The organism is Bradyrhizobium sp. McL0615 (assembly GCF_049993905.1).
Classification (GTDB): Bacteria; Pseudomonadota; Alphaproteobacteria; order Rhizobiales; family Xanthobacteraceae; genus Bradyrhizobium.
The window spans coordinates 4,684,898-4,710,761 of sequence record NZ_CP188254.1 but is presented as its reverse complement, the minus strand read 5'-3'; the positions used below and the strand labels follow the sequence as shown (position 1 = coordinate 4,710,761).

The 25,864-nt window shown below is 62.5% G+C and carries 22 protein-coding genes; 9 read left to right on the top strand and 13 right to left on the bottom strand.

What is annotated here, in order from left to right:
* The first annotated feature begins 166 nt into the window (after positions 1-166).
* Together ACPPVP_RS22220 and ACPPVP_RS22215 are read left to right on the top strand one after the other, a co-directional pair.
* Positions 167-1,015 carry a PhzF family phenazine biosynthesis protein gene (locus tag ACPPVP_RS22220; protein WP_426524425.1) on the top strand — a complete coding sequence of 283 codons (849 nt, stop codon included), beginning with the start codon at positions 167-169 and terminating at the stop codon, positions 1,013-1,015.
* Entirely contained in the window at positions 1,012-1,980 is a 969-nt protein-coding gene (locus ACPPVP_RS22215; RefSeq protein ID WP_426524423.1) for a tripartite tricarboxylate transporter substrate binding protein, read from the top strand. The genes ACPPVP_RS22220 and ACPPVP_RS22215 overlap by 4 nt, the downstream gene beginning before the upstream one ends.
* 249 nt (positions 1,981-2,229) lie before the next feature.
* On the opposite strand, the gene ACPPVP_RS22210 is transcribed toward ACPPVP_RS22215, so the two are convergent.
* Genes ACPPVP_RS22210 through ACPPVP_RS22200 form a run of 3 tightly spaced genes read right to left on the bottom strand, consistent with a single transcriptional unit; the run spans position 2,230 to position 5,803 of the window.
* Entirely contained in the window at positions 2,230-3,768 is a 1,539-nt protein-coding gene (locus ACPPVP_RS22210) for an AMP-binding protein (RefSeq protein WP_426524421.1), read from the bottom strand.
* 56 nt (positions 3,769-3,824) lie between these two features.
* Positions 3,825-4,946, bottom strand: a complete 1,122-nt coding sequence (locus ACPPVP_RS22205) for a DUF5938 domain-containing protein (RefSeq protein ID WP_426524419.1) — start codon at positions 4,944-4,946, stop codon at positions 3,825-3,827.
* 53 nt (positions 4,947-4,999) lie between these two features.
* The gene (locus ACPPVP_RS22200) at positions 5,000-5,803 is read right to left on the bottom strand and encodes an SDR family NAD(P)-dependent oxidoreductase (RefSeq protein ID WP_426524417.1); all 804 of its coding nucleotides are present in this window, start codon (positions 5,801-5,803) and stop codon (positions 5,000-5,002) included.
* A 258-nt stretch (positions 5,804-6,061) separates the two neighbouring features.
* Between ACPPVP_RS22200 and ACPPVP_RS22195 the strand changes: the two genes are divergently transcribed.
* Positions 6,062-6,724 (top strand): TetR/AcrR family transcriptional regulator, encoded by a 663-nt coding sequence (locus ACPPVP_RS22195; protein WP_426524415.1) that lies wholly within the window; start codon positions 6,062-6,064, stop codon positions 6,722-6,724.
* Positions 6,725-6,750: 26 nt separating this feature from the next.
* On the opposite strand, the gene ACPPVP_RS22190 is transcribed toward ACPPVP_RS22195, so the two are convergent.
* Positions 6,751-7,131 carry a carboxymuconolactone decarboxylase family protein gene (locus ACPPVP_RS22190; protein ID WP_426537993.1) on the bottom strand — a complete coding sequence of 127 codons (381 nt, stop codon included), beginning with the start codon at positions 7,129-7,131 and terminating at the stop codon, positions 6,751-6,753.
* A 213-nt stretch (positions 7,132-7,344) separates the two neighbouring features.
* Between ACPPVP_RS22190 and ACPPVP_RS22185 the strand changes: the two genes are divergently transcribed.
* Entirely contained in the window at positions 7,345-8,574 is a 1,230-nt protein-coding gene (locus tag ACPPVP_RS22185) for a lytic murein transglycosylase (RefSeq protein ID WP_426524413.1), read from the top strand.
* A gap of 87 nt (positions 8,575-8,661) precedes the next feature.
* Here ACPPVP_RS22185 and ACPPVP_RS22180 read toward each other — a convergent pair whose 3' ends face one another.
* Both ACPPVP_RS22180 and recJ read right to left on the bottom strand, forming a co-directional pair.
* A complete protein-coding gene (locus tag ACPPVP_RS22180; protein WP_426524412.1) occupies positions 8,662-9,468 on the bottom strand; it encodes an SDR family NAD(P)-dependent oxidoreductase in 807 nt (268 codons plus the stop codon).
* Positions 9,469-9,497: 29 nt separating this feature from the next.
* Entirely contained in the window at positions 9,498-11,339 is a 1,842-nt protein-coding gene (recJ, locus tag ACPPVP_RS22175) for a single-stranded-DNA-specific exonuclease RecJ (RefSeq protein WP_426524410.1), read from the bottom strand.
* Positions 11,340-11,652: 313 nt separating this feature from the next.
* Here recJ and ACPPVP_RS22170 point away from each other — a divergent pair, with 313 nt between their 5' ends.
* A complete protein-coding gene (locus tag ACPPVP_RS22170) occupies positions 11,653-12,747 on the top strand; it encodes a methyl-accepting chemotaxis protein (RefSeq protein WP_426524408.1) in 1,095 nt (364 codons plus the stop codon).
* 48 nt (positions 12,748-12,795) lie between these two features.
* Here the strand turns inward: ACPPVP_RS22170 and ACPPVP_RS22165 are convergent, their stop codons facing one another.
* The gene (locus tag ACPPVP_RS22165; RefSeq protein ID WP_426524406.1) at positions 12,796-14,358 is read right to left on the bottom strand and encodes a winged helix-turn-helix domain-containing tetratricopeptide repeat protein; all 1,563 of its coding nucleotides are present in this window, start codon (positions 14,356-14,358) and stop codon (positions 12,796-12,798) included.
* Positions 14,359-14,740: 382 nt separating this feature from the next.
* On the opposite strand from ACPPVP_RS22165, the gene ACPPVP_RS22160 reads away from it, so the two are divergent.
* Together ACPPVP_RS22160 and ACPPVP_RS22155 are read left to right on the top strand one after the other, a co-directional pair.
* A complete protein-coding gene (locus ACPPVP_RS22160) occupies positions 14,741-15,928 on the top strand; it encodes an ABC transporter substrate-binding protein (RefSeq protein WP_426537991.1) in 1,188 nt (395 codons plus the stop codon).
* A gap of 2 nt (positions 15,929-15,930) precedes the next feature.
* Positions 15,931-16,350, top strand: coding sequence for a hypothetical protein (locus ACPPVP_RS22155; protein ID WP_426524404.1), 420 nt, complete (start codon positions 15,931-15,933; stop codon positions 16,348-16,350).
* A 23-nt stretch (positions 16,351-16,373) separates the two neighbouring features.
* On the opposite strand, the gene ACPPVP_RS22150 is transcribed toward ACPPVP_RS22155, so the two are convergent.
* On the bottom strand, positions 16,374-16,922 hold the full coding sequence (locus ACPPVP_RS22150) for a pyridoxamine 5'-phosphate oxidase family protein (RefSeq protein WP_426524402.1): 549 nt from the start codon (positions 16,920-16,922) through the stop codon (positions 16,374-16,376).
* A 159-nt stretch (positions 16,923-17,081) separates the two neighbouring features.
* Between ACPPVP_RS22150 and ACPPVP_RS22145 the strand changes: the two genes are divergently transcribed.
* A complete protein-coding gene (locus ACPPVP_RS22145) occupies positions 17,082-18,596 on the top strand; it encodes a PLP-dependent aminotransferase family protein (protein WP_426524400.1) in 1,515 nt (504 codons plus the stop codon).
* 119 nt (positions 18,597-18,715) lie between these two features.
* Here ACPPVP_RS22145 and ACPPVP_RS22140 read toward each other — a convergent pair whose 3' ends face one another.
* The 5 genes from ACPPVP_RS22140 to ACPPVP_RS22120 all read right to left on the bottom strand — a co-directional run bounded on the left by ACPPVP_RS22140 (position 18,716) and on the right by ACPPVP_RS22120 (position 23,744).
* On the bottom strand, positions 18,716-19,435 hold the full coding sequence (locus ACPPVP_RS22140; protein ID WP_426524398.1) for a haloacid dehalogenase type II: 720 nt from the start codon (positions 19,433-19,435) through the stop codon (positions 18,716-18,718).
* Between the two features lie 129 nt (positions 19,436-19,564).
* Complete coding sequence (gene glpX / locus ACPPVP_RS22135; protein WP_426524396.1) at positions 19,565-20,563, bottom strand: class II fructose-bisphosphatase; 999 nt, start codon at positions 20,561-20,563, stop codon at positions 19,565-19,567.
* Positions 20,564-20,640: 77 nt separating this feature from the next.
* Positions 20,641-21,960: a homoserine dehydrogenase gene (locus ACPPVP_RS22130; RefSeq protein WP_426524394.1), complete on the bottom strand. Its 1,320-nt coding sequence runs from the start codon at positions 21,958-21,960 to the stop codon at positions 20,641-20,643.
* Positions 21,961-21,987: 27 nt separating this feature from the next.
* Complete coding sequence (locus ACPPVP_RS22125; RefSeq protein ID WP_426524392.1) at positions 21,988-23,208, bottom strand: LL-diaminopimelate aminotransferase; 1,221 nt, start codon at positions 23,206-23,208, stop codon at positions 21,988-21,990.
* 242 nt (positions 23,209-23,450) lie between these two features.
* Entirely contained in the window at positions 23,451-23,744 is a 294-nt protein-coding gene (locus ACPPVP_RS22120) for a hypothetical protein (protein ID WP_426524390.1), read from the bottom strand.
* A gap of 285 nt (positions 23,745-24,029) precedes the next feature.
* On the opposite strand from ACPPVP_RS22120, the gene ACPPVP_RS22115 reads away from it, so the two are divergent.
* A complete protein-coding gene (locus ACPPVP_RS22115) occupies positions 24,030-25,835 on the top strand; it encodes a PHA/PHB synthase family protein (RefSeq protein ID WP_426524388.1) in 1,806 nt (601 codons plus the stop codon).
* Positions 25,836-25,864: the final 29 nt, after the last annotated feature.

Sequence of the window (25,864 nt, the reverse complement as noted above, 5' to 3'; positions counted from 1 at the left end):
GCGGATCTGGTCATACGATCGAAGCACACTCCGATTTTATCACGCCTCGCCGTGTCCAGCTACGGGCGCTGCAGCCTGTGCGGCACTTTCCGGCGTGGCCCGATGGGTCGCATTCGGAGGCCCGGCGGGACGCGCGACCGATTGGTGCCTCTGTCAAAGTCGGACGATGATGCACGCCGGCCGAAATCGAAATGTCTTCGTCGTAAACGTGTTCCGTGATGGCCCGGGCGGAGGCAATCCGGCGCCCATCGTGCTTGATGCATCTGAAATGACGGTGACGGCCATGCGCGAACTGGCCGCACAATACAAACACGAGAGCGCTTTTGTGCTGCCTGGGCGCGACGGCTGCGATGTTTCCTTGCGATTTTTCGTGCCGAACCATGAGATGGAAATGTGCGGTCACGCGACGCTGGGCACGGTCTGGCTGCTAAAACACCTAGGGCTTCTCCCTGAGCCGGAACTGACGATTGCCACCCTTTCGGGGATTGTTACCGCGCGCATAACGGAAGAAGGACCCGCCATCAGTCAGCCGGCCGGACGCTGCACGCTTGTCGATGAGCCAGCCGCCATTCTCGACGTGCTCGGGCTGTACAAATCCGACCTTGAAGGCTTGCCGGTCATGAATGCGGCGACGAGCCGGACCAAAACGCTCGTGCCCGTGCGCTCGCGCGCGGTTCTGGATTCAATCGCCCCCGACTTTTCAGGGATCGCTGAGGTCTGCGACGCTATCGGCTCAACCGGACTCTATCCTTTTGCGATCGTTGACCGCGCGGCGGCTACGCTTGCCGCAAGGCAATTTCCCCGATCGTCCGGATACCCTGAAGATGCGGCGACGGGCATCGCGGCGACGGCCCTTGCATCCGGCCTGCGCCAATTGGGCGTGACAACCAGCACCAGGGTGACCGTACACCAGGGCGAAGCGATGGGCCGGCCTTCGAAGATTACCGTCACGTTCCGCGGCGATCAGTGCTGGCTCTCGGGCCATGTCGAACTGCTGGAAGGACAAGTCAAATGAACCGCCGCTCTTTTCTGATGACGGCCCTTTTCGTGCCGTCCGGCCTGGCATCCGCTGCCGCGCAAGCGCAATCATGGCCAGCAACCACGCTGCACCTCGTCGTCCCCTTCTCTGCCGGCGGACCGACCGACGTCGCAGCCCGGCTGCTGGCCGAAGCACTATCCGGCAAGTTTCCACAACGCATGGTCGTCGAAAACGTCACCGGAGCCGGCACCGTCGTCGGTACGACCAGAGTGGCGACGGCGAAGGACGGCCACACGTTCCTCGTCGCCACCGTTGCCCATGCCGTCAACTCGGCCCTGTTTGCCAACCTTCCGTTCGATCCCTTGAAGGATTTTCGCGGGGTGGCGCTGGTCGGAATTGTTCCGCAGGTCGTTCTTGTCAACAACAGCGTTCAGGCCACGAACTTGCGTGAACTGGTTGAGCTGGCGCGCGCCCGACCCGGCGGCCTCAGTTATGGATCAGCCGGCATCGGCTCGGCGCAGCACCTGGCCGCGGAGCTGTTGAAGAGCGTCGCGAAGATCGATCTTCAGCACGTCCCTTACCGTGGAAGCGGACCCGCGGTGACCGACTTGATCGGCGGTACGCTCGACCTTGTCATCGACAGCGCGGCCACTGCCATACAGCACGCGAAAAGTGGATCGGCGCGCGCCCTTGCCGTAACGACCTCGCAACGCCTCGCCGCACTTCCAGACGTGCCGACGGTCGCCGAAACCCTGCCCGGCTACGAAGCCTACACCTGGAACGCAATTCTGGCCCCGGCTGGCGCACCATCGACAAGTATTTCTATCATGAATTCGGCGATCAACGCGGCGCTAGCCGAGCCGGGACTGGCCACGCGGCTCTCAGAGCTTGGCATGATCGTCTCGCAAAACTCGACACCGGAATCAACTGACAAGTTTGTCGCCGAGGAAATCACCAAATGGCAGCGCTTGCTGCAAGCAACGGGCGCGAAGCCGAACTAACCGAAAGTCCGATTCGATAGCGGCCTCCGGTCTTTGCGCATCTGCGAAGCGAAGCGCATCCTCTCATTTGCTGGAGCCCGCCCGAACTTGCTCATCATGGATTGGAAGTGCGGAACTGAGCGCTCTCAGTGTTGTCGGTTGGCCGGCGCTTCGAGAAGGGCGGGATCTCGTTCGGCAAGTCGGAACTGGCGCAGTGTTCTCCTCTTGGCGGTGCGGCTCCCTGCTAAGAGGTACCATGCCCGGCCATCGTCATGTCTCTTCGCTTGTTAGCAATCTGGCGCGGATCTCGGATTTCAGCACCTTGCCAACTTTGGAGCGCGGCAGGTCATTCCAGACCTCAATTTGCTTGGGCGTTTTGACGCTTCCGACCCGCTGCTTCACGAAAGCCGATACCGTGGCGACATCGACGGTGCGTCCTGCTCTCGGCTGCACCACGGCGACAACGCGTTCACCCCACTTCTCGTCAGGCAAACCGATAACAGCACAATCCTGAATGCTTTCGTGGGCCTGAAGGGCGTTCTCGACTTCGACGGAATAGACGTTGAAGCCGCCGGTAATGATCATGTCTTTGGCGCGATCGACGATGTAAAGAAAATTGTCCGCGTCCAGGTATCCTATATTACCGGAATGATGCCAGCCGTGCAGGGACGCCTCCGCCGTTGCTTCGGCGTTTTTGTAGTACCCATCCATCACCAGCGATCCGCGAACGACGATCTCGCCGCGTTCTCCGGCAGGCATCAGATTTCCGTCGCCATCCATGATCCCGACCTGAACCAGCGGCCCGACACGGCCCGCCGACGACAGACGTCCAGTCGCGATCGAACCGTCGGGGTTGTAATGGTCCGCGGGCGGCATCATCGAGATCATCATCGGTGCTTCGGTCTGCCCAAAGAGCTGCGCCATAGGGCCGATCTTTTCCAGCGCCTCGGTCAGGCGCGCCACCGAAATCGGGGCCGCGCCGTACCAGAAGCATTGCAGCGAGCTGAGATCGGCGCTTTCGAGCTTCGGATGATCCAGCAGCATGTAGATGACGGTCGGCGGCAGGAATGTGTGCGTGACCCGGTAGCGAGCGATCAGATCGAGGAATTCGCCGATGTCCGGGTGATGCATGATCACCACTCGCCCTCCGAGCGTCATGATCGGAAAACACAACACACCGGCAGCGTGCGTCAGCGGCGCGAGCGCAAGATAGGTCGGGCGCCCCTTGAACGGATAGCCCATCAGGGTCAACGCCGTCATCGTTTCGATGTTGCGTCCCGAGAGCATCACGCCTTTGGGTTTGCCGGTCGTTCCGCCGGTGCCGGGTATGAGCGCGAGATCATCAACGGGATCGCGCTGAAAGGGATGGCCTTCGACATTGGCAAGCCAGCACTCGAACGACGGCGCGAAAGACATCTCGGTGTCGAGACATACGAGCTTTCGCAGCTTCGGCAGATCAGGCCTTAATTTTTCGACCATCGGCGCGAAGCCGCTGTGAAACAGCAACACGCTGCAATCGAACGCATCGATGATGAACTGGTTCTCCGCCGCCTCGTTGCGTGGATTGATCGGACACCAGACGGCTCCGGCGCGCGAAATGCCGAATACGCAAGCAAAGGCGGCCGGATCGTTGCCGGACAGGATCGCGACTTTCTCCCCGGGGGCGACGCCGGAATTGGAGAGTCCGCGTGCGATCCGATAGCTGAGGCGCTGCACCTCGCCATAGCTCAGGTCTTTTCCGTCCATGGTCAGGCATGGCGCATCGGCGCCAAGCGAGACGCCTTTATCCAGATAGTCGACAAGCCGCATGGACTACCTCCCGGAAAGAGGGCGGATGGCGCGGTCGTGCGCGCCATCCGGTTGCATCAATTGTGGACCGTCAGAATTGGATTCATCACCAGTCCGAAGCTTCGCAACTGGCCCAGCAGTTCCCGATGCCCGAACGCCTGACAGGCGGAGGCAAAGCCAACCTTCCTGGGAGCCGTCTGCAGCAACGAGAAGGCGACATAGGCCTGCAGCATTCCGGTCTGCTTGTAATTGCAGTTGCCGTGGATCACGCAATGGGCGCGACCGAGCGGTCCCGATGCATAGACGGAATCGATCGAGGTATTGATGCGCGGATTTTCGCGCGGCGGCATGGTGGCTTGCAGCGTTGCCGCGATGTCGGCCAGCGCCTTCTCCTGCTGGTCGGGCGGAAGCGGCTTGATCTTCTCTTTCACCATCTCCTGGGTTTGAACCACGCCCAACATGACGTCGCGCTGCATGACGCCGCCGAGCACCCTGCAGTTGGACACACGCGGATCGTTCTTGAACCAGACCGGATGCGCAGTGCCGCCCCACGGCACGGCGATGGCGCCCTCATGCTGACCGGGAACGTTGACCTCGAAATTGGCGGTGACGTCCCATTCAACAAATTTGTTCTGGACGAGATAATACCAGTTCGCCTTGAGGATGGTGAAAATCGTCTGCGTCGAGGCGTAGGTCGGGAATCCCTTCCACAGCACCAGGATGTCGAGCGTATCGAGGCCGGGCGTTTCGAGGCATATGTTCGCTGCGATTTCGCCCGTCGTGTACATCTGCGCGATGTTGGGCGCGAGCAGCAATCCCTTAGCCGCGAATTTTTCTCCCCAGCGTTCCTGCGCCAGCAGCACCCAGTCCTGCTCGCCGGTCGTATCGGAATAATGACAGCCGGCAGCAAGACAGGCTTCTACGACCTCCGGGCCGTATTTGATGAATGGGCCGACCATATTGCTGACGACCTTCGCGCCCCTAAACAGCTTGGTCAGCGCTTCGACCGTGTGCTCTACCTCGGCGACTTCATAGTCCGCGGTTTCGATGCCGGGAATTTTCTCGACGACTGCCTTCACTTTGGCCGCGTCGCGGCCGGCGGCAATGAAGGGAATGTTGTATTCCCGCAGATATTCGCAAACCAGACGCCCCGTGTACCCCGAGACGCCATAGACGACGACAGGCTTCTTCTCGCTCATGTTCATATCCTCCCGAATTTCTGTCCGAATTCTTGTTCTTGGCGTTTGGTAATTTACGTGCCCATGCCGCCGTCGACCGGCAGGCCGGCACCGGTGATGAAGCGGGCTTGATGGGAGCAAAGGAAAACGGCGGCATCAGCCATGTCACCGACCTCGCCCAACCGGCCAAGCGGTGTCTGCTCGACGACCGAGGCGACGGCGGCGCCGACGTCCGGTGCTAGACCTGCGGCAACGATGTCGTTGGCCAGTTGCATGCCCATGTCGGTAGGAACAAGGCCGGGATAGAGGCAGTTGACCCGCACGCCGTAGCCGAGCTTGCCGGCTTCGACCGCAGCGATCCGCGTCATACGGTCCACGGCCGATTTGGTGCCGGAATACCCGGCAATGGCCGGGAATGCGATGGTGGCCGCGACCGAGGCGATATTGACGATGGCGCCGCCGGTGCCTGGGCTTCCGCCGGGTCGCATCGCGCGAAACGCGTGCTTCATGCCGAGACCGGTGCCGACGATGTTGACGTCGCACATCCGGCGCAGATCCTCAGCCTTCAGATCGACGACGAGCGAGGTGATCTCAATGCCGGCGTTGTTGATCAGGATGTCGTAGCCACCGAGCGTGGCGATGGTGGCGGCGACAGCCTTTTCCCATTGCGCATCGTCGGTGACGTTCAGCTCCACAAAGCCGGTTTTTGCGCCCGTTTTGGCAAGGCGGCCCGCGGTTTCCTTGCCTGGATCGGCGAGAATGTCGCCGATCATCACCGACGCGCCGGCATTCGTCAGCGCCTCCGCGATCGCAGCGCCGATGCCTCGCGCGCCGCCGGTCACCAGAGCCTTGCGGCCAGCCAGACTTTTCTCACTCATCGTAGCTCCTCCCCTTGTGATTTCCGTTGTGACGCGCGGCGGCCTGCCGAGGCGCGTCGCCAGCACGTTTCTCCCGATGCACAGCTTCTTCCGGCTGCGAGTCTCGAAAACCTTGACAGTTGTCCAAGATTATCTTGACGATTGTCAACATCTTGACACTTGTCAAGGAATGTTTAACAGGAAGGAGCGAGGATGATTTCGGAAGGCACTTCAGGGCGTTATTGCCGCCGAAGTGACGCGGCAATTCGGAGTTTGGACGTGCGCAAGCAAACTGCAGTGAGGCGGAAAATTGAAACGCCGACCCGGCTAAGCAAACCTTCCGATCGAATCGAGCGATCGCGTGTCGATAAATTCAGTGCACGACGAATCGAACTAGCCGAGGCCGCGTTGGAAACGTTGGCCGAACTCGGCTATGCAAGAACCAGCCTGCGCGAGATCGCGCAAAAATCCGAGTTTACGCACGGGGTGCTGCACTATTACTTCAGCGACAAGGTCGACCTGATCTGCTGTTGCGTTCGTCACTATAAGGCGAAGTGCGTCACGCGGTACGACCAGATCACATCGGCCGCACAAAGCCGCGACGAATTGCTGAAGGGTTTTCTGGAAAAGCTCGGTGAGACGGTTCGCGATGAAGCTCGAATGCATCGTCTCTGGTACGACCTTCGCTCTCAATGTCTGTTCGAAGAGGCCTTTCGCGACGACGTAGCCGAGATCGACAAGAGCCTGGAAGACATGGTGTGGCGCATCGCGTCGCGGTTTGCCTCACTCGGTGATCGACAGCCTGCCGTCTCCCGGGGGGCCCTTTATGCGCTGTTTGATGGACTATTCCAGCGATGCCTGCTGCGACACCTCTCCGGGGATCGTAGGGCGATCGCCGATCTGCAGGAAGAAGTGGGGCGGCTCCTCCCGACCGTTGCATAGCAACTGCGGATTTTGAGAGCGGGTTCTTACGAAGCTGCCGCACCAACGACTGTCTTCCGTGCCGGCGGCGTCCAGCGGAAGGCGGCGCCAAACCGGTTCCAGACATTGATCGAGGCGACCGCCGAGGTGAGATAGGCGAGCTCCTTCTCGGAGAATTTGCTGCTCGCCTGCGCATAGACCTCGTCGCTGACGCCGTCGGCGAGCAAGGTCAGCGCTTCCGTCCAGGCCAGCGCGGCCCGCTCGCGCTGCGAGAACTGCGGCGCCTCGCGCCAGACCACCACCAGATTGAGCTTGTCGGTGGGCACGCCGAGCTTCTCGCCCTTCAGGATGTGATACTGCACGCAGAAAGCGCAGCCATTGATCTGCGAGGCGCGCAGCTTGATCAGTTCGAGCAGTTGCTTGTCCATGCCGGCCTTGCCCGCGACCTGGCCGAGCGCCGGGCGTGTGACATTTTTCCTCAAGCCTTCTTATTGGTAGCGCTCTGGATCATTATAGGAACCCCACACACCCCGTCCATGGCCGGACGCCGCAAGCAAAATCGTGGCAATAGCTGGCGAAATCGAGGTTCCCGCGGCGTCATGGCTTTTGGCGCGGGGCCGCCGCGCCGCTAGAATGCCGGTATGAAACAGCCTGATTCCCAAGCCCCGACCCGCCGCGCCGTGCTGAAGGCCGGCCTCGGCGCCGGCGCCCTGCTCGCCACACCGCTTGCAGCATTTGCTGCGCCACCCGGCTTCGACCAATGGCGCGACAGTTTTCGCGCGCGCGCCCTTGCAAAGGGCATTTCGGACGCGACCTGGACGCGGGTGATGGGCCGCATCGAGCCCGACATGAGCGTGTTCCGGCAGATGCAGAAGCAGCCGGAATTCAACGAGCAGATCTGGCAATACATCAACCGCCGCGTCTCGGACTGGCGCATCATCAACGGCCGCGAGGCCCTGAAGAAGCATGAGGCGCTGTTCGCCCGCATCGAGCAGGATTTTGGCGTCGAGCGCGGCACGCTGCTGGCGCTGTGGGGTGTTGAATCCGCCTATGGCGATCCGCTGGTGCAGCAGAACCACATGCGCCCGGTCTTTCCCTCGCTCGCAGCCCTTGCCTGGAACGAGCCACGCCGCCGCGCCTATTGGGAAACCGAGCTGATCAACGCGCTGAAGATCGTCGACCGCGGCTGGAGCACGCCGGAGGAAATGCGCGGCTCCTGGGCCGGCGCGATGGGCCATACGCAATGGATGCCGGAAGTCTGGCTCAATGTCGGCATGGACTACGACAAGGACGGCCGCGTCTCGCCGTTCGGCAAGCCCGACGACGCGCTCGGCTCCAGCGCGCGCTATCTGCTCAACCGCGGCAAGTATCACCGCGGCGAGCATTGGGGCTATGAGGTGAGCAGCTCGGGAGGCGCTTCGAGCGGCAGCCGGACCTATGCGGCATGGGCCAGCGCCGGCGTCACGCGCGCCGACGGAAAACCGTTCCCGCAGCCGAACGCATCGGCGCAGATGTGGGTGCCGGTCGCCGGCGGACCTTCGTTTTTGCTGGGTCCGAATTTCTATTCGGTGAAAAGCTACAACCCGTCGATGAACTACGCGCTGGCGATCTGCCATCTCGGCGATCGCATTCTGGGCGCGCCGCCCTTCATCAACCCCTTCCCCGGCTCGGAACGCGCGCTGACGCTCGCCGAAGTCCAGGAGGTCCAGACGCGCCTGACAAAGGCTGGCTTCGACACTGGCGGCACTGACGGCCGCGTCGGCAATGACACGATGAAGGCCGTGAAGGACTATCAGAGCAAGATGGGGCTGTTGCCGGCCGACGGCTATGGCGGGCTCAAGGTGCTGGCACGGTTGAGGCAGGGCGGCTAAGCCCAGCCGTCATTCGAGCGAAGCGAAGCAATCCATACTCCGCGAAAAGAAGATGGATTGCTTCGCTTCGCTCGCAATGACGAGAAGCTATCTCCGCGCGACGCCACCCGCATACATCCCGCCATCGATGACAAGCTCCGTCCCCGTCACGTAACGTGATGCGTCAGATGCGAGATACAGGACGCCCTGCGCGATTTCTTCAGCACGGCCGGCGCGCCCCAGCGGCGTTGCCATCTTTGCCCGCTCCTCCGGATCGATCGGCGCGTTCTGCCCGGCGCCCGCCGCTTCCGTCGGAATCTTGCCCCAGATCGGCGTATCGATGATTCCGGGATGCACCGAGTTGACGCGGATGCCGTCGCCGAAGGTGGCGCATTCCATCGCGATCGCTTTCGCAAACAGCCGCACGCCGCCCTTGGTCGCGCAATAGCCGGACAGACCAGCCGCACCGCGCAGGCCCGCCAGCGACGACATCATGATGACGGAGCCGCCGCCGGTCTTGCGCATGGGTGGCAGGCAATGCTTTACGGACAGGAATACGCCGTCGAGATTGATCGCGGTCTGCCGCCGCCAGTCCGAAAGCGACATCTCGGTGATTGTCGGCACGGAAATGCCGATGCCGGCATTCGAGACCAGCACGTCGAGCCGGCCATAGCGCTTCATGACGTCAGCCACGACCTCGATCCAGCGCTCCTCGCTGGTGACGTCGTGGTGCCAAAAGCTCGCCTCCCCGCCCGCCTTCTTGATCCGCGCCACCACCTCGGGGCCTTTCAAATCGTCGACATCGGTTACCGCGACCGAGGCGCCCTCGCGCGCCAGCAACTCGCAAACCGCTTCGCCAATACCGGACGCACCACCCGTCACCAGCGCGACCTTGCCCTGAACCTGCCCTGTCATTTCCACTCCCATTGTTCTTGGTTGTTGAACTACCTGATCAAGGCCGGTCCCGGATCGGGCACCGCAACGTCGAGCACGCGCAACTGCACGCGTTCAGAACCCTGGAAGCGATCGACCGCGAGCGATCCCGCGACATGCAAGGGCTGGCCGCGGTTTTGCGTCAGCGCATGGCCGAGTTTCTGGCCGACCGAGCGGAACGCAATGCCGTTGACGATGGCGCCGTCGCCGGACTTGAAGCGCAGGCGCAAATGCGCTTGCCCCACTTCGTCGGCATAGACGAGCTGATGCGCCGGCAGCGCGATCACCGGCTCCGGATTGGCGGCCCCGAACGGCCCGGCGCGGTTCAGCATCGTCGCGAATTCCACGGTCACGCTGCGCGCGCTGACCGCGCCATCGATGAACAGCTCGTGCTCGTGGCGGGAATTGGCGACGTCCTCGGCCAGCGCGCTTTCCATGAAGGCGCGAAATTCCGCGAGCTTCTCTTTCCGCAGCGTCACGCCCGCGGCCATCGCATGGCCGCCGCCCTTCATCAGGAGCCGCTCCTTCACCGCCTGCCGTACGGCCTTGCCGAGATCGACGCCCGAGATCGAGCGGCCCGACCCGGTGCCGATGCCGCCCGGCTCCAGCGCAATGGCAAAGGCGGGACGTGCAAACTTCTCCTTCAGCCGCGCGGCGACCAGGCCGACGATGCCGGGGTGCCAACCCTCGGCGGCGGTCACGATCACAGCGCCCTTGTCCTCAAGCCCGAGCGAGGCCAGCGCCTCGGCCTCGGCCTGCGCCTCCGCCGCCTGCTCGATGATGCGGCGCTCGCTGTTGAGCCGGTCGAGCTCGGCAGCGATCCGCGCGGCCTCCGAAACGTCGCCCTCCAGCAACAGCCGCACGCCTAAATCAGCGCGCCCGATCCGGCCGCCCGCATTGATGCGCGGCCCCAGCATGAAGCCGAGGTGCCAGGCTTCGGGAGGACCGGTCAGCCGCGCCACATCCATCAGCGCGGTATGGCCCACATGGTCGCGGCGGCGCATCGCGATCAGCCCCTTGGCGACGAAGGCCCGGTTGAGCCCGGTCAAGGGCGCGACGTCGGCCACGGTGCCAAGCGCCACATGGTGCAGCATGCCGAGCAGATCCGGCTCCGGCCGTTCGGCATTCCAGAAGCCGCGGCCGCGCAATTCCCGGTTCACTGCCACCAGCGTGATCAGCACCAGGCCGACGGCGGCGAGATGGCCGAGGCCGGAGAGATCGTCCGGCCGGTTCGGGTTCACCAGCGCATCGACCTCGGGTAATTCATCGCCGGTCTGGTGATGGTCGATGACGACGACCGACATGCCGAGTTTCCGGGCTTCCGCCAGCGGCTCGAGGCTGGTGGTGCCGCAATCCACGGTGACCAGCAGCGTCGCGCCCTTGGCCGCAAGGCCGCGCACCGCCTCGACGTTGGGGCCATAGCCCTCGAAGATGCGGTCGGGGATGTGAATCAGCGGATCGAGCCCGCAATGGCGTAAATGCCAGGTCAGCAGCGCCGCCGAGGTCGCGCCATCGACGTCGTAATCGCCAAAGATCGCAACCTTCTCGGAGCGTACAGCCGCATCCGCAATCCGCCTCGCCGCCGTCTCCATCGCCGTCACGGTATGGGGATCGGGCATCAGCTTGCGAATAGTTGGATCGAGAAAGTCTTCGACCTCGTCGATCCCGACATCACGGCCCGCCAGCACCCGCGCCAGCATCTCCGGCAACTGGTAGCGTTGCGTGATCGCCAGCGCCCGCGCCGCCCCCCTGGCGTCGAGCCGGTCGCGCCACAATTTGCCGGTCGCTGAACGCGACACGCCGAGAAACGCCGGCGGTAGTTCAACGGGGATTGCGGATGCGGGAAGCGTCATGATGCCTTCGAGGAATAGGGGCAAAGCGGCCCTTCGGCAAACGCAAACCGGGGACAAACCGGGGCGATGGCGTGCCGTCCCGGCGAACGAATCGTGCGCGGTGACGCTCGTCCGGCCCCCGGCTTGGCTTCTGCCGCCAAAAGCAACTTGCACAAAGAAGATGCAACTTGTTCCGGAAAACTACCCGCAACGCCCTGAAACATAAACCAATCGTTAGCCATGATCTCCGACAAAGGAGTCAAACACGCTGTCGTTGAGTCCCGCCGATCCGCAGAAGATCGACATCCGCACAAAGACTGAGGAATTTCCGCCAATGTCCGTCGCGCTTCGCTCCAAGACTGCAACGATCGCAAAACAATCCGCCAATGCGGCGGCGAGCGCCGAGGATGAATCCGATGTCTCCACGCTGATCGCCAGATTGACCGCCGAGGTCAATCAGGTCGCCTGCGAGAAGACCAAGTCGATCCAGAAGATCACCAACCAGATGAAGATGCTGGCGCTGAACGCGCTGATCGAGAGCTCGCGCGCCGGCGCGCAAGGCGCCGGCTTTGCCGTGGTGGCGCAGGAAGTCCGCAATGTCGGCCAGCAGGTCGAGACCATCGCCCGCGAGCTCGAAAGCCAGCTTACCAACCGCACCGGCAACCTGATGACCTCGATCGCGCAGATGGCCGACCGCTCGCGCGGCGAGCGCATGGTCGATCTGTCGCTGAACGCCATCGAATTGATGGATCGCAACCTCTATGAGCGGACCTGCGACGTGCGCTGGTGGGCGACCGATTCCGCGGTGGTCGATTGCGCGGCTGCGCCGGAGGCTGCCGCCGTGGCCCATGTCTCGGAACGGTTGGCCGTGATCCTTGGCGCCTATACCGTCTATCTCGATCTCTGGCTGTGCGATCTCGACGGCAATGTGCGCGCCAACGGCCGCGCCGATCGCTTCAACGTCGTGGGCCAGAACGTGGCGCACACCAAGTGGTTTAAGGCGGCGCGCGACCTGCGCTCCGGTGACGATTACGCCGTCGGCGACGTCGAATGCCAGCCGCTGCTCGGCAACGCCCAGGTCGTGACCTATTGCGCCAGCGTTCGCGCCGGCGGCAAGGCAAACGCTAAACCGATCGGCGTGCTGGCGATCCATTTCGACTGGGAGCCGCAGGCCCGCGCCATCGTCCAGGGCGTACGCGTCGGCGCCGCCGACAAGGCGCGCGTGCTGCTGGTCGATTCGAATTTCCGGGTGATCGCGGCGTCCGACGGCCAGGGCCTGCTCACCGAACGCGTCTCGCTTCCACTGGAGGGACGACGCTCCGGCTTCTCGCAGGACCGCTCCGGCGCACTGATCGCGTTCCACACCACGCCCGGCTACGAGACCTATAAGGGGCTTGGCTGGTTCGGCGTGATCCAGGGCGGAGCGTAGCGCTACGGATATTGCAGCGCATGCCCGGGTTATGCGGCAAGCGCGCAATCACTCCGGAAACCCAGCCTTGCGCATGCCATCGTTGAAGTGCTTGCCATCCTCGGGGCGCTTGCAGATCTTCGCGAAGAACGCCTGGTTGATTGTGAACCAAGGGTCGATACGCAGCGCTTCGGCGACCTCCTCCCTGGCTTTGTCCAGTTGACCCAATTGGGCATAAGTGGCGGCCAGGTAACGACGGCAGTGACCATGGTTAGGTGCGCGCGGCACGGCTGTCTGCAATTGCGCCAGGGCGTCCGCATAGCGCCCGAGCAGGTAGTAGGCAAACCCCAGCAAACTGGGAACGCGTGGCAGATAGAACGGATCAAGCCGCATCTGCGCCTCAAGCGTCTGGACTGCTCTGGCCGGATCTCCGGCAACCAACGGTACGAATGCAAAGTGATGGTCGGTGAGATTTGGATTGAGCTCAGTCGCGCGCTCGAACTCGGCAACGGCTGCTTCGTGCTGCCGCATGAAACTCAATGCCCAGCCGAGTGCGACGTGGGCGCCAGACCGATCGGGAGCCAGCCGCACTGCTTCGCGCGCTGACTGATAGGCGGCGTCGATGGCCGCTGGCCACGGACAACCATCGTCCCATCTGTGAACCCACAGCTCGATACAACTCTTGGAAAGGAGGGCATGGGCCCGGGCGTAGTTGGGGTCGATGGCCAGCGCCCGGTCCAGGCTGCGCCGCACCTGGAGGAGATCGTCCTTGTCGAAAGAGGAATGGAAGCGAATAAAAGTATGGGCGGCCCGCAAGTAATGGTCATAGGCCAGCCACGCCGCGGGCGGCTTCGCGAGGGCGCGCTCGGTCTCGGCCTTGTTCACGTGCACCGCAAGCACCCGCACGATTGTTCTGGCGACCTCATCCTGGACGGCAAAGGTGTCCTCGAGTTTGCGGTCGTAGCGCTCGGCCCAGCGATGGACGCCGGTCGTGGCGTCGATAAGCTGGACAGTGATGCGGATGCAGTCGCCGGCGCGGCGAACGCTGCCCTCCAGCACGTAGCGCGCGCCAAGCTCGCGTCCGACCTGCCGCACGTCGACGGACTGGCCCTTGTACCGGAAGCTGGAATTGCGGGCGATAACGAGCAGCTCGGAGAACCGTGACAGCTCTGTGATGATGTCCTCGGTGATGCCGTCGCTGAAGTACTCCTGATCCAGATCGCCGCTCATGCTGGTGAAGGCGAGAACGGCGATCGACGGCCGTTCGGTCAGGACGTGCTCGGTCACGGCCGCCGGGCCGCCCTGCTGCTCCCGAGGCTCGGCGTGCTCATGGCGGGTGACGTCTGCGGTAAAGAGATAGCCGCGACGCGGCACCGTCTTGATGATCTTGTGCTCGTGATCGGCGATCGCCGCACGCACGTCACTAATGCAGCGCGCCAACGACTCGTCGGTCACCGCGACCTGCGGCCACGCCGCTGCAACGAGTTCCTCCTTTGATATCAATCTGTTGCCGTTCTCCAAGAGGTGCCGCAGGACGTCGAAGCATTTGGGCCGCAGTTCGACCTCGTGGCCGGCAGCCTCAAGACATCCCCGTGTGAGATCCAGGGTGCAGCCCTCGAAGCGATAAAGCATTGGGGCACCACGACGCGGTTGTTTCGCAGCCACGGGCCGCAAAAATTCAGGATTACCTCAAGGCAATTTCAGGCCTCGATCAAGACAGCGGCCCTGCCCGACAGTAGCCTCTCGATGGGCTACAAGGAAGGCAGTGCAGACGACACTCTGCGGGTTTCCTGCCGGAGAAACGCTAGACCACCCTTGCGCGCACGGGCGGGAATATATCTCACCCAAGTGCCAGGCTCAGCCGATGGCCGTGGTGAACAAACCCGCAGCGGGCTACTCCGTGCAGGCGATCGTCCAAATTCAGTATGTCGGCTTGAGAAACACTGAGGCAGCTGACTGACGGAGGTCTATCATGCCAGGTTTTCGCGATCGACTACAGGCGCTGTCGGCAACCATGATCGTGTTCGTCGCAGCCAGCACCGGCGCCCTCGCCCAGAAGAAATACGATACTGGCGCGACAGATACCGAGATCAAAATCGGCAACATCATGCCTTATAGCGGACCAGCCTCCGCTTATGGCGTTATCGGCAAGACAGAAGCCGCGTACTTCAGGAAGATCAACGCAGAGGGCGGCATCAACGGCCGCAAGATAAAGTATATCTCGTATGACGACGCCTACAGCCCGCCGAAAACCGTAGAACAGGCCCGCAAACTCGTTGAAAGCGACGAGGTTCTGTTGATTTTCGGCACGCTCGGTACGGCGTCCAACTCTGCAATTCAAAAGTACATGAACGAGAAGAAGGTGCCTCAGATGTTCGTTCAAACCGGCGCAGCAAAGTGGAACGACCCTAAGCAGTTTCCCTGGACGATGGGCTGGGTGCCCAATTATCAGAGCGAAGGCCGCATTTACGCCAAGTACATTTTGAAGGAAAAGCCGACCGGAAAAATCGGTATCCTTTATCAGAATGATGACTATGGAAAAGACTACGTCAAGGGCATCCGCGACGGTCTGGGCGCCAGGGCGACGGCGATGATTGTCGGTGAAGAAAGCTATGAAACCAGCAGCCCTACCATCGACTCGCACGTCGTGGCGCTCAAGTCGAAGGGGGCAGATACTTTCATCAGCATCACGACACCGAAATTTGCGGCGCAGTCCATCAAGAAAGTAGCCGAGCTTGGTTGGAAACCGCTGTTCATTCTCAACAGCATTGGCTCATCTACCGCGGCCGTCATGAGGCCGGCAGGTTTTGAAAACGGGCAAAACATAATATCCGCAATTTATCAGAAAGATGCCACGGACCCGCAGTGGCAGGACGACGCAGGTATTAGGAACTTTGACGCATTCCTTACGAAATATTTCCCGGAGGGGAATCGTGAGGACGGCCTTCTAGTGGGTGGCTACAACGTTGCTCAAGCGATGGTACACGTCCTGAAAAACTGCGGCGACGATCTCACCCGCGCGAATATCATGAAGCAGGCTGCGAGCATCCAGGGTCTGCAGCTCGAAGGGCTCTTGCCCGGCGTCACGATCAACACCAGCGCAGATGACTTCGCTCCGATCAAGCAATTTCAGCTCAGGAAATTCAAGGGCGAACGTTGGGAATTGTTCGGCGATGTCATCGGTGGTGAACTCGGGGGATAGGCATGACGCCCAGTGGACGTCGGCCGGCGCGACTTTACCCGACGATCGCGACTCTCACAGTCGGATTGAGTGCAGCTGGCTTTTTCGACATCGGCGCCGCCCATCCGCATGACCCAAATCGACCGGAGCTCAATGCGTGGTTCAAAAGTCTCAAGAACAAGGCAGGCCAGTCGTGCTGCGACGGCGGAGACGGCCAGCACGCGCGGGCCGAGTGGGATATGGCAAAGCGTGGATACAGGGTCTTGCTGAAGCATCCGTACCGGCCGAACGAACCAGCGAAATGGTTTGACGTGCCCTACTCCGTCGTGGTCGACAAACCGAACATCAGCGGCGTCGCGATGGTTTGGTGGGCGCCGTCCTACGACATGGATGGAAGCATGACCCCGTTGTGGCGCTGCTTCATTGCGGGAGCCGGCGGATGAACGTTGCTTTATCCATTCATTCGTTACGGGCGTGCGTTCGGCGTTTTGGTTCGGTCTTTCGCGGGCCACTGCTCGGAGAGCGCGGGTAACGCCATCTCCTTGCCTGTCATTCGCTCGACGGCAATCGCGTAGACCGTGATCCCGTCAATGCGCGGGAAAAAGCCTTTGGGCCGCGTACTATCCGGTTTGCCGTATTTTTCCATCAGCGCCTCGCAGAAGCGTTGCTTGACCGCCCTCTCCTCGACGATCCGGATTTTGCCGAAAAGGATCAGGCTTCGGTACGCCAGGCCGGAATCGCATTCAAAGCGGCCGTAGTCGAACACCTGATCGGGTTCGTCGACCTCAAAGCAAACGCGCGGCTCGCGTTCGACATTCGCCCGCAAATGCCCCCTGGCGCTGCCGGTGTGTACGTATAGTTCTCCGTCCATCCAGATGTAGAGCAGCGGAATGCAATAGGGATAGCCGTCCTCCCCTGAGGTCGCGAGCTGTCCGCTGAACCCGCGCTCCAGCATTTCATATGCGCGTTGCTCGGACATCGCGCGATCGGCACGACGCAGTTGAGGCGAACTCATGCGGATCTCCGTGAAAGCGATTGAAGGCGCACCCTCGGCGATCGCATCGGCTTGAATCGCCCTCGACGTCGGCATAGCCTGCGGAGTGGTCCGTCGAAAAGGTCCACTTATCGCAAGATTGCAATACCACTTCACGCCGATGTTGATCCGGATGCCGACATGAAAAGCCGACAAAGCTGGGCCGGGCTTTATGCGCTCGAGGTCATCCGCGAGAGCGACACGCCGCTGTTCCGCCAGCTCTATCTGCAGCTTCGCGCGGCCATCCTGTCACGACGCTTGCGGCCCGGAACGAAGCTGCCGTCGACGCGGGAGCTTGCCTCGCAGCTTGCCGTGTCGCGCTCCGCTGTGGTTGGCGCCTACGAGCAGCTGCTCGCCGAGGGATATACATCCGGCAGGCACGGGTCCGGCACCTACATATCGCCGGATCTTCCAGAGCCGATCGAAGGAAATCCTCAGCGACGCAAGAAACCTGCTGCGCCGATCCCGTCCAAAGCCGTGCAACTGCAGCCCCTCGGCGATTTCGTCGATGTCACGATGCAGAGCGATCAGCGGCCGTTCAATTTGGGACGCACGCTGATCGACGACAGGACGCTGGAGCTATGGCGCAAGCTGAGCGCACGTACCTTTCGGTCGCTGGATGCAAGCCATTTTGGATATTCCGACCCACGCGGGACGATCGAACTGCGGAAGGCGATCTGCGACTATCTGCAGGCAGCTCGGGCAGTGAGATGCGATCCCGACCAGATCGTGGTCACGGCCGGAACGCACCAGGCGATCGACATCGTCATCCGGGTCCTTCCGGACCGCAACAAGGAGGTTTGGGTTGAAGATCCCGGTTATCCGCTGACGCGGCAGGCGCTGCTGGCCGCGGGCGCGACGGTGCATCCGATTCCGGTCGATGGCCAAGGCATCGACGTCGGCAGAGGTATCGCTTCGGCGCCGAACGCCAGCGCCGTTTTCGTGACGCCCTCCCACCAATTCCCGACAGGTGTCGTGCTCTCGATGGCCCGCCGCCTTGAACTTCTCGCCTGGGCACGGAAGAACAATGCATGGATCGTGGAGGACGACTACGCCAGCGAATTCCGCTACGGCGGCCGGCCGCTCGCCTCGCTTCAGGGTCTCGATGAGGGCGAGCGCGTCATCTATATCGGCACGCTCAACAAGGCGCTCTTTCCGGGCCTGCGGATCGGTTACGCCGTCATCCCGCATTCGCTGCTGCGGCCGTTCGTTGCCGCCCGCTATTTGATGGACCGGCAGCCATCGACCCTAAGCCAGGCCGTGGTTGCCGCTTTCATGCACGAGGGACACTTCGCAGCCCATATTCGTCGCATGCGCGTGCTGTACAGGGAGCAGCGCGACGAGCTGGTTGCCGCTATCCAGAAACAACTTGGCGCCGACCTGACGGTCAACGCGCCGGACCAGGGGATGCATCTCGTGGCCTTCACGCGGCGCGGCCTCTCGGACACCGCCATCGAGCGTGCCGGCCACCAGCACGGCGTCGTCGTCCGGCCGATGAGCCGACTATATCTCGCGGCGGCGCCGCGGTCGGCGCTGGTGCTCGGCTTCAGCGGCCATGCACGCCAAACGATCGCTCCCGCGGTCGAGCGACTGGCGCAAGCGCTAGAGATGCAGTCGAAATCCGCAGTGGCCCGCAAGGCCATGGCAAAACGTTGACTTGGCCGGCAAGCATATTCGTAGGATGGGCAGAGCGAAGCGAAACCCATCACGGATCAGCGGTTGCGGCTGATGGGTTTCGCTTCGCTCTACCCATCCTACGGACTGACTCGGCGCTGCTAGCACCCCAACTTGTCGGCGATGCCGCCAAAATCCTTGGCGACGATGTCCCAATCGCCCCTGGCTTCGAAATCGTATTTCTGGTGCGGGCCGTATTCGGTGGGACGCGCGACGAAGGCTGTCTTCAGGCCGAGTTTCTGCGCGGCCTTCAGGTCGTTGTTGTGAGCGGCGACCATCATCACCTGCTCCGGCGGCAGGCAGAGCAGTTTGGCGGCGCCGAGATAGGTTTCGGGATCGGGCTTGTAGTGCTCGAACAATTCCGCCGACATCACGAGGTCCCACGGCAGACCTGCGAACTTCGCCATGTTGGTCAGCAGCGCGACGTTGCCGTTGGAGAGCGGCGAGATGATGTATTTTGTCTTTAGCCGCGTCAGCCCCGGCACGCTGTCGGGCCAGGCGTGCAGGCGGTGCCAGCCCATCGTCAGGTAATGCAGATCGGCCTCGCTCAGGCCTTGAATCGAAAACTGCGCCACCAGTTTTTCCAGCGATTGCCGGTGCAGCGTATCGAGGATCTGGTAGCCGCGCTCAGGATGCTTGCGCACCTCGTCCATCGAGGCGGAGTAAACCGCGCGCCAGCCGTCGACCAACGCGGTCCAGTCGGCTTGGTTGCCCGACTTCTCCGACCATTTGGTGAAATCGTTGATGAGGCTGGTGCGCCAATCGACGACGGTGCCGAATACATCGAACACCAGCGCTTTCACTGCGGACACGTCGGACATTGGTCAGCCTCCCCGTTTCTTTTTGTCATTCCGGGGCGCGCAAAGCGCGAACCCGGAATCTATTTTGCTTCTAGCCTTGCGGATGAATGGAGTTCCGGGCTCGTGCTGCGCACGCCCCGGAATGACAACTCAATCCAGATGAAACTTGTCCAACTGCCGGTGCTCGGCCTTGATGTAGCGCACCGTACCGGTCACCGAGCGCATCACCACTGTCTCGGTCTCGATCACATCCTTGCGGAACTTGACGCCTGACAGCAGCGAGCCCGTGGTGACGCCGGTTGCCGCGAACAGGCAGTCGCCGCGCGCCATGTCCTCGATACCGTAGATCATCTTCGGATCGGTCACGCCCATCTTGTGCGCGCGCTCCCGCTTCTCGTCGCTGTCGAGGATCAGCCGGCACTGCATCTGGCCGCCGATGCAGCGCAGCGCCGCCGCGGCCAGCACGCCCTCGGGCGCGCCGCCGGTGCCGATATACATGTCGACGCCGGTGTTATCGGGGTCGGCGCAATGGATCACGCCCGCCACGTCGCCGTCGGTGATCAGGCGCACTGCGGCGCCAGTAGAGCGGACGCCGGCGATGATATCGGCGTGGCGCGGGCGATCGAGCACCAGCACCGTGATCGCCGAAGCATCGACGCCCTTGGCTTTGGCGAGCCGCTTGACGTTGTCGGCAGGCGATGCGTCGAGCTCGACCACGCCCTTCTTGTAGCCCGGGCCGACTGCGAGCTTCTGCATGTAGACGTCGGGCGCGTGCAGCAGCGTGCCGCCATCGGCCATCGCCATGGTCGCGATCGCGCCCGGCATGTTCTTGGCGCACAGCGTCGTGCCTTCCAGCGGATCGACGGCGATATCGACCTGGGGACCGGCGTTGAGCCCGACCTTTTCGCCGATGAACAGCATCGGCGCCTCGTCGCGCTCGCCCTCGCCGATCACGATGGTGCCTTCGATCGGCAGCTTGTTGAGCTCGCGACGCATCGCGTCGACCGCGGCCTGGTCGGCCGCCTTCTCCTGGCCGTGGCCGCGCAGCCGCGCGGCCGAAACAGCGGCACGTTCCGTCACCCGTACGATTTCGAGCGTCAGGATGCGCTCAAGCAGCAATTGCGGCGGAACGGAAATATGGGTCGACATCGGCTTACTCCTTTAAACCTGCATAGCGGCCCCATGGCCGCAATCAATCCTCTGGCGCGTTCCGAACAGAACGCGCGCTAGTTCTTTTCGATCCGTATTACCTGCGGCCGGCCGCTGATCACCTTGTCGCGCTGCACCGCTTCCAGCGCGCGGTAGACCGCATCCTCGGAAGTGGCGTAGGTGATCAGGATGACCGGAACCGGTGACGGCTTCTTCGCGGACCCGTTCGCATCGACGCCTTCTGGATGGCGCTGCACGATCGATTCCAGCGAGATCTTCTGTTCGGCAAGGCGGGTGGCGATGGTGGCGGCGGTGCCGGCAAGATCGCGCGCCATCAGGCGGATGTAGTAGCCGCCCTCGTGGCGCTCCATTGGCGCCTTGCTGGTTTCGCGCAGCCGCTCCACCGGGCGCCCGAACGGCTTTGCGCGAATGCCGCGCGCCACGTCGGCGATATCGGCCACGACGGCGGACGCCGTCGCCGCGCCGCCGGCGCCGGGTCCGACCAGCGTGATCGGCGGAATGCCTTCGCCGTCGATGGTGACGGCGTTGGTGACGCCCATCACCTGCGCGATCGAGGACGATTTCGGCACCATGGTCGGGTGCACGCGCTGCTCGATGCCCTTGGCGGTTCGCACTGCGACGCCCAGCAGTTTGACGCGATAGCCGAGTTCTTCCGCCGCGCGAAGATCTTCCGGCGCGATCGAGGAGATGCCTTCGACATAAACCGCGCTCTGCGCCACCTTGGTGCCGAAGGCGAGGCTCGCCAAAATCGCAAGCTTCTGCGCGGTGTCGTGGCCGTCGACGTCGAACGACGGATTGGCTTCGGCATAGCCGAGCCGCTGCGCATCCTTAAGGCATTCGGCAAACGACAGGCCCTCCTGCTCCATCCGGGTCAGGATGTAATTGCAGGTGCCATTGAGAATGCCATAGACGCGATTGACGCCGGTGCCGGCCAGCCCCTCGCGAAGCGTCTTGATGACGGGGATAGCCGCCCCGACCGCTGCCTCAAAATTCAGGGCGCCGCCGTGCTTCTCGGCGGCCTTCGCCAGCCGAATGCCATGCTTGGCGATCAGCGCCTTGTTGGCGGTAACCACGGACTTGCCGGCCTTCAGCGCGGTCTCGATCGCCGACAGCGCCGGCTCGCCGGAGCCACCCATCAGTTCGACGAAGCAATCGACGTTGGGGTCAGAGGCCAGCGCCAGCGGGCTTTTGGCCCACTCGACACCGCGCAGATCCAGCGAACGCTTCTTTGCCTTCGAACGTGCGGTGACGGCAACGACCCGCACGCCGCGGCCGCTGCGCTCGGACAGCGTCCGCGACTGCGCTTCGATGAGGCGAACGACTTCGGCGCCAACGGTGCCGAGCCCTGCGATACCCACTCTCAGGGGTGCGACCATATACGGGAGAACCTGCAATAAAAGGAATTAGCGCCGGTTGGCGAGAGGAACCACGTTGTGCAATGTTTCGATGCCGCTTTCAAGGAAGCGCCGCACCCCACGGGCGGCCTGGCGGATCCGCTGCTCGTTTTCCACCATGGCGATACGGACATAGCCCTCGCCATGCTCGCCGAAGGCGACGCCGGGCGAAACCACCACGCCTGACTTCTCCACCATCAGGGTCGCGAACTGCATGCTGCCGACGCCCTCGAAGGCCTTGGGCAACGGCGCCCAGGCGAACATCGAGGCCTGCGGCGGCGGAATCTCCCAGCCGGCCCGGCCAAACGATTCGACCAGCGCGTCGCGGCGCTTGCGGTAGGTGTCGCGCATTTCCTTGATGCAATCGTCCGGCCCGTTCAGGGCGGCGGTGGCGGCGACCTGGATCGGCGTGAACGCGCCATAGTCGAGGTAGGATTTCACCCGCGCCAGCGCCGCAATGATGCGCTCGTTGCCGACCGCAAAGCCCATGCGCCAGCCCGCCATCGAGAATGTCTTCGACATCGAGGTGAACTCGACGGTGACGTCCATCGCGCCGGGAACCTGCAGCACCGAGGGCGGCGGGTTGTTGTCGTCGAAATAGACTTCCGCGTAGGCCAGATCCGACAGGATGAAGATTTCGTGCTTCTTCGCGAACGCCACCAGATCCTTGTAGAAATCGAGCTCGGCGACATAGGCGGTCGGATTCGAGGGATAGCAGACCACGAGCGCCAACGGCTTCGGGATCGAATGGATGATCGCGCGTTCCACCGCCTCGAAGAACTGCGGCGTCGGTTCCGACGGCACCGAGCGGATCACGCCGCCCGCCATCAAGAAGCCGAAGGCATGAATCGGGTAGCTCGGATTGGGGCACAGCACGACGTCGCCGGGCGCGGTGATCGCCTGCGCCACATTGGCAAAACCCTCCTTCGAGCCCAGCGTCGCCACGATCTGGGTATCCGGATTGAGTTTTACGCCGAACCGCCGCCCGTAATAGGCAGCTTGCGCCTTGCGCAGGCCGTTGATGCCGCGCGAGGCCGAGTAGCGATCGGTCCGCGGCTTGCCCAACGTCTCCTTCAGCTTCTCCAGCACATGGGGCGGCGTGGGCAGGTCCGGATTGCCCATGCCCATGTCGATGATGTCGGCCCCGGCATTGCGCGCGGCCGCCTTGGCCTGATTGACCTTCTCGAACACGTAAGGCGGCAGACGGCGGATGCGATAAAAATCTTCCATGGGACCCTTGCTCCGACAACCGGCGGGACAGAATCGGGGGAACCTTCGCGGCTATCGAAACCGGATTGGGCTTCGGTCAGAAGTCGCGCTCAATCAAGGATTTAGAGCGAGTTCAGGCGCGAGGTCCTTATGGCTCTGGACCCGCAATGCGGTTGAATTGGGTTCTTTTACCACGGGAGCCCGGCGGCGCCAGTTTTTATGGCGTTTTAAGGCGGCCTGACGCGCCAAAAACGCCGGCCTTCTCACTTCTTGGCCGGCTTTGCCGGGGTAGAAGCCGTCGCCTGACGGTCCCGCGCGGCCGTCAGTTCTGACTGGATTTTAGCCAGTTCGGCCGGTTTGATCGCCGCCTCGTCACGCTCCGGCGGCAGGTCATGAACCGGTAAATAGCCACCGGCTTCCTTGGGACGCTCGGGCGCGCCAGCCGGCAGGCCAACGCCCGGCATATCCGCGATCTGGCTCGCGCAGCCGCCGAGCGCGAATGCCGTCGCGACCAGCGCGGCAATCGACCACAGCCTTATCGTCCGAGTGACCGGCATCCGTCCGGAAGTCCCCAACTACCTTTACACCGCGCACGCATCTATGCGGTGGTACGACCTTTGCAACGCCAAGCTGTCCCGCAGCGTCGATTTCGCTAGAACCGTTCAAACCATTGTCGCCCGAAACGATTAAAGCCCAAAGAGCAAATGTGATCGGTGCGGCTGCAATGTGTGCAACTTGCGTGAACACGCAAATTTTATCGCAGTGCAACAGGGTTAACCCCAACCCGCTTGCCATCAATCCACGCGGTGACGAACCCGAAATGAAGCTATAGTGTCCTTGATATGAGTGACGTCAACACCGAAACCCAGGCTTCGAAGAGCTTCAACGCCGAAGCCTTCGCCATGAACATCGCCAAGGCGATGGAGACGAGCGGCCAGGCGCTCGCGGCCTATCTCAAGCCGCGCGAGGGTGGTGAAGCAAAGGACAAGCCGCCGAGCGAAGTCGGTGAGGTCATCAAGACCTTCTCCAAGGTCGCGGAATACTGGCTTTCCGACAACGCGCGCGCCACGGACCTGCAGGCGAAGCTCGGCAAGGCCTATCTCGATCTCTGGGGTCAGGCCGCGCGTCGCATGGCCGGCGAAGCGGCCAAGCCCGCGATCGAACCGTCGCCGCGCGACAAGCGCTTCAAGGATCCGGAGTGGAAATCGAACCAGTTCTTCGATTTCGTGCTGCAGCTCTATCTGCTCACCACGCAGTGTGCGCAGGAACTGGTGAAGAATGCCGACGGCCTCGATCCGCACACACGCAAGAAGGCCGAGTTCTACGTTCAGCAGATCACCAACGCGATCGCGCCGTCGAATTTCGTGCTCACCAATCCGGAAGTGCTGCGCGAGACGCTGGCCTCGAATGGCGGCAACCTCGTGCGCGGCATGAAGATGCTCGCCGAGGACATCGAAGCCGGCCGCGGCAATTTGCGCATCCGCCAGTCCGACCCGGCGAACCTCGTCGTCGGCGTCAACATGGCGACGACGCCGGGCAAGGTGATCTTCCAGAACGAGCTGATGCAGCTCATCCAGTATACGCCGACCACGGAGACGGTGCTGCGCACCCCGCTCCTGATCGTGCCGCCCTGGATCAACAAGTTCTACATTCTCGATCTCAAGCCGGAAAAATCCTACATCAAATGGTGCGTCGACCAGGGCATCACCGTGTTCGTGATCTCCTGGGTCAACCCGGACAAGGAACTCGGCAAGAAGACCTTCGACGATTACATGAAGCAAGGTCCGCTGACCGCGATGGACGTCATCGAAAAGGTGACGGGTGAGATGAAGGTCCACACCGCCGGCTACTGCGTCGGCGGCACCCTGCTCGCTTCCACGCTGGCGTGGCTCGCGGAAAAGCGGCGCCAGCGCGTCACGTCGGCGACGTTCTTTGCGGCGCAGGTCGACTTCACCCACGCCGGCGATCTGCTCGTCTTCGTCGATGAAGACCAGATCTCGACGCTGGAGCGCGAGATGGAAGCAAGCGGCGTTCTCGAAGGCAGCAAGATGGCGATGGCCTTCAACATGCTGCGTTCCAACGACCTGATCTGGTCCTACGTCGTCAGCAACTATCTGAAGGGACAGCCGCCCTCCGCCTTCGATCTGCTGCACTGGAATTCCGACGCTACGCGGATGCCGGCGGCCAACCATTCCTTCTATTTGCGCAACTGCTATCTGGAGAACCGACTCACCTCCGGCAGCATGGTGCTCGACAACACGCTGCTCGACCTGTCGAAGGTCAAGGTACCCGTCTATAATCTGGCGACCAAAGAGGATCACATCGCGCCGGCGGATTCGGTGCTCTACGGCTCGCAGTTCTTCGGAGGACCGGTAAAGTATGTGCTGTCCGGCTCCGGACACATCGCCGGCGTGGTCAACCCGCCGGCCGGTGGCAAATACCAGTACTGGACCAACGACAAGATCAAGGATGTCACGCTCGCCGACTGGATCAAGAACGCGACCGAGCACAAGGGCTCGTGGTGGCCTGACTGGCGACAATGGCTGGAGAGCCTGGACGCCGAGCAGGTGCCCGCGCGCCCCGTCGGCTCGCAGGAGATGCCGCCGATCGAGGACGCGCCCGGCAGCTACGTCAAGGTCCGCGCATAGCGCCATCAGGCGCGGTTCGCTATAATCGA

What these genes read in the sequence shown, in the direction of transcription:
- ACPPVP_RS22180 (WP_426524412.1), bottom strand. Translation starts at nt 9,468, where the DNA reads ATGACAGGGCAGGTTCAGGGCAAGGTCGCGCTGGTGACGGGTGGTGCG.
- ACPPVP_RS22170 (WP_426524408.1), top strand. Translation starts at nt 11,653, where the DNA reads ATGTCCGTCGCGCTTCGCTCCAAGACTGCAACGATCGCAAAACAATCC.
- ACPPVP_RS22130 (WP_426524394.1), bottom strand. Translation starts at nt 21,960, where the DNA reads ATGGTCGCACCCCTGAGAGTGGGTATCGCAGGGCTCGGCACCGTTGGC.
- ACPPVP_RS22160 (WP_426537991.1), top strand. Translation starts at nt 14,741, where the DNA reads ATGATCGTGTTCGTCGCAGCCAGCACCGGCGCCCTCGCCCAGAAGAAA.
- ACPPVP_RS22165 (WP_426524406.1), bottom strand. Translation starts at nt 14,358, where the DNA reads ATGCTTTATCGCTTCGAGGGCTGCACCCTGGATCTCACACGGGGATGT.
- glpX (WP_426524396.1), bottom strand. Translation starts at nt 20,563, where the DNA reads ATGTCGACCCATATTTCCGTTCCGCCGCAATTGCTGCTTGAGCGCATC.
- ACPPVP_RS22140 (WP_426524398.1), bottom strand. Translation starts at nt 19,435, where the DNA reads ATGTCCGACGTGTCCGCAGTGAAAGCGCTGGTGTTCGATGTATTCGGC.
- ACPPVP_RS22115 (WP_426524388.1), top strand. Translation starts at nt 24,030, where the DNA reads ATGAGTGACGTCAACACCGAAACCCAGGCTTCGAAGAGCTTCAACGCC.
- ACPPVP_RS22190 (WP_426537993.1), bottom strand. Translation starts at nt 7,131, where the DNA reads ATGGACAAGCAACTGCTCGAACTGATCAAGCTGCGCGCCTCGCAGATC.
- ACPPVP_RS22155 (WP_426524404.1), top strand. Translation starts at nt 15,931, where the DNA reads ATGACGCCCAGTGGACGTCGGCCGGCGCGACTTTACCCGACGATCGCG.
- ACPPVP_RS22220 (WP_426524425.1), top strand. Translation starts at nt 167, where the DNA reads ATGATGCACGCCGGCCGAAATCGAAATGTCTTCGTCGTAAACGTGTTC.
- ACPPVP_RS22125 (WP_426524392.1), bottom strand. Translation starts at nt 23,208, where the DNA reads ATGGAAGATTTTTATCGCATCCGCCGTCTGCCGCCTTACGTGTTCGAG.
- ACPPVP_RS22200 (WP_426524417.1), bottom strand. Translation starts at nt 5,803, where the DNA reads ATGAGTGAGAAAAGTCTGGCTGGCCGCAAGGCTCTGGTGACCGGCGGC.
- ACPPVP_RS22215 (WP_426524423.1), top strand. Translation starts at nt 1,012, where the DNA reads ATGAACCGCCGCTCTTTTCTGATGACGGCCCTTTTCGTGCCGTCCGGC.
- ACPPVP_RS22145 (WP_426524400.1), top strand. Translation starts at nt 17,082, where the DNA reads ATGAAAAGCCGACAAAGCTGGGCCGGGCTTTATGCGCTCGAGGTCATC.
- recJ (WP_426524410.1), bottom strand. Translation starts at nt 11,339, where the DNA reads ATGACGCTTCCCGCATCCGCAATCCCCGTTGAACTACCGCCGGCGTTT.
- ACPPVP_RS22185 (WP_426524413.1), top strand. Translation starts at nt 7,345, where the DNA reads ATGAAACAGCCTGATTCCCAAGCCCCGACCCGCCGCGCCGTGCTGAAG.
- ACPPVP_RS22120 (WP_426524390.1), bottom strand. Translation starts at nt 23,744, where the DNA reads ATGCCGGTCACTCGGACGATAAGGCTGTGGTCGATTGCCGCGCTGGTC.
- ACPPVP_RS22210 (WP_426524421.1), bottom strand. Translation starts at nt 3,768, where the DNA reads ATGCGGCTTGTCGACTATCTGGATAAAGGCGTCTCGCTTGGCGCCGAT.
- ACPPVP_RS22150 (WP_426524402.1), bottom strand. Translation starts at nt 16,922, where the DNA reads ATGAGTTCGCCTCAACTGCGTCGTGCCGATCGCGCGATGTCCGAGCAA.
- ACPPVP_RS22205 (WP_426524419.1), bottom strand. Translation starts at nt 4,946, where the DNA reads ATGAGCGAGAAGAAGCCTGTCGTCGTCTATGGCGTCTCGGGGTACACG.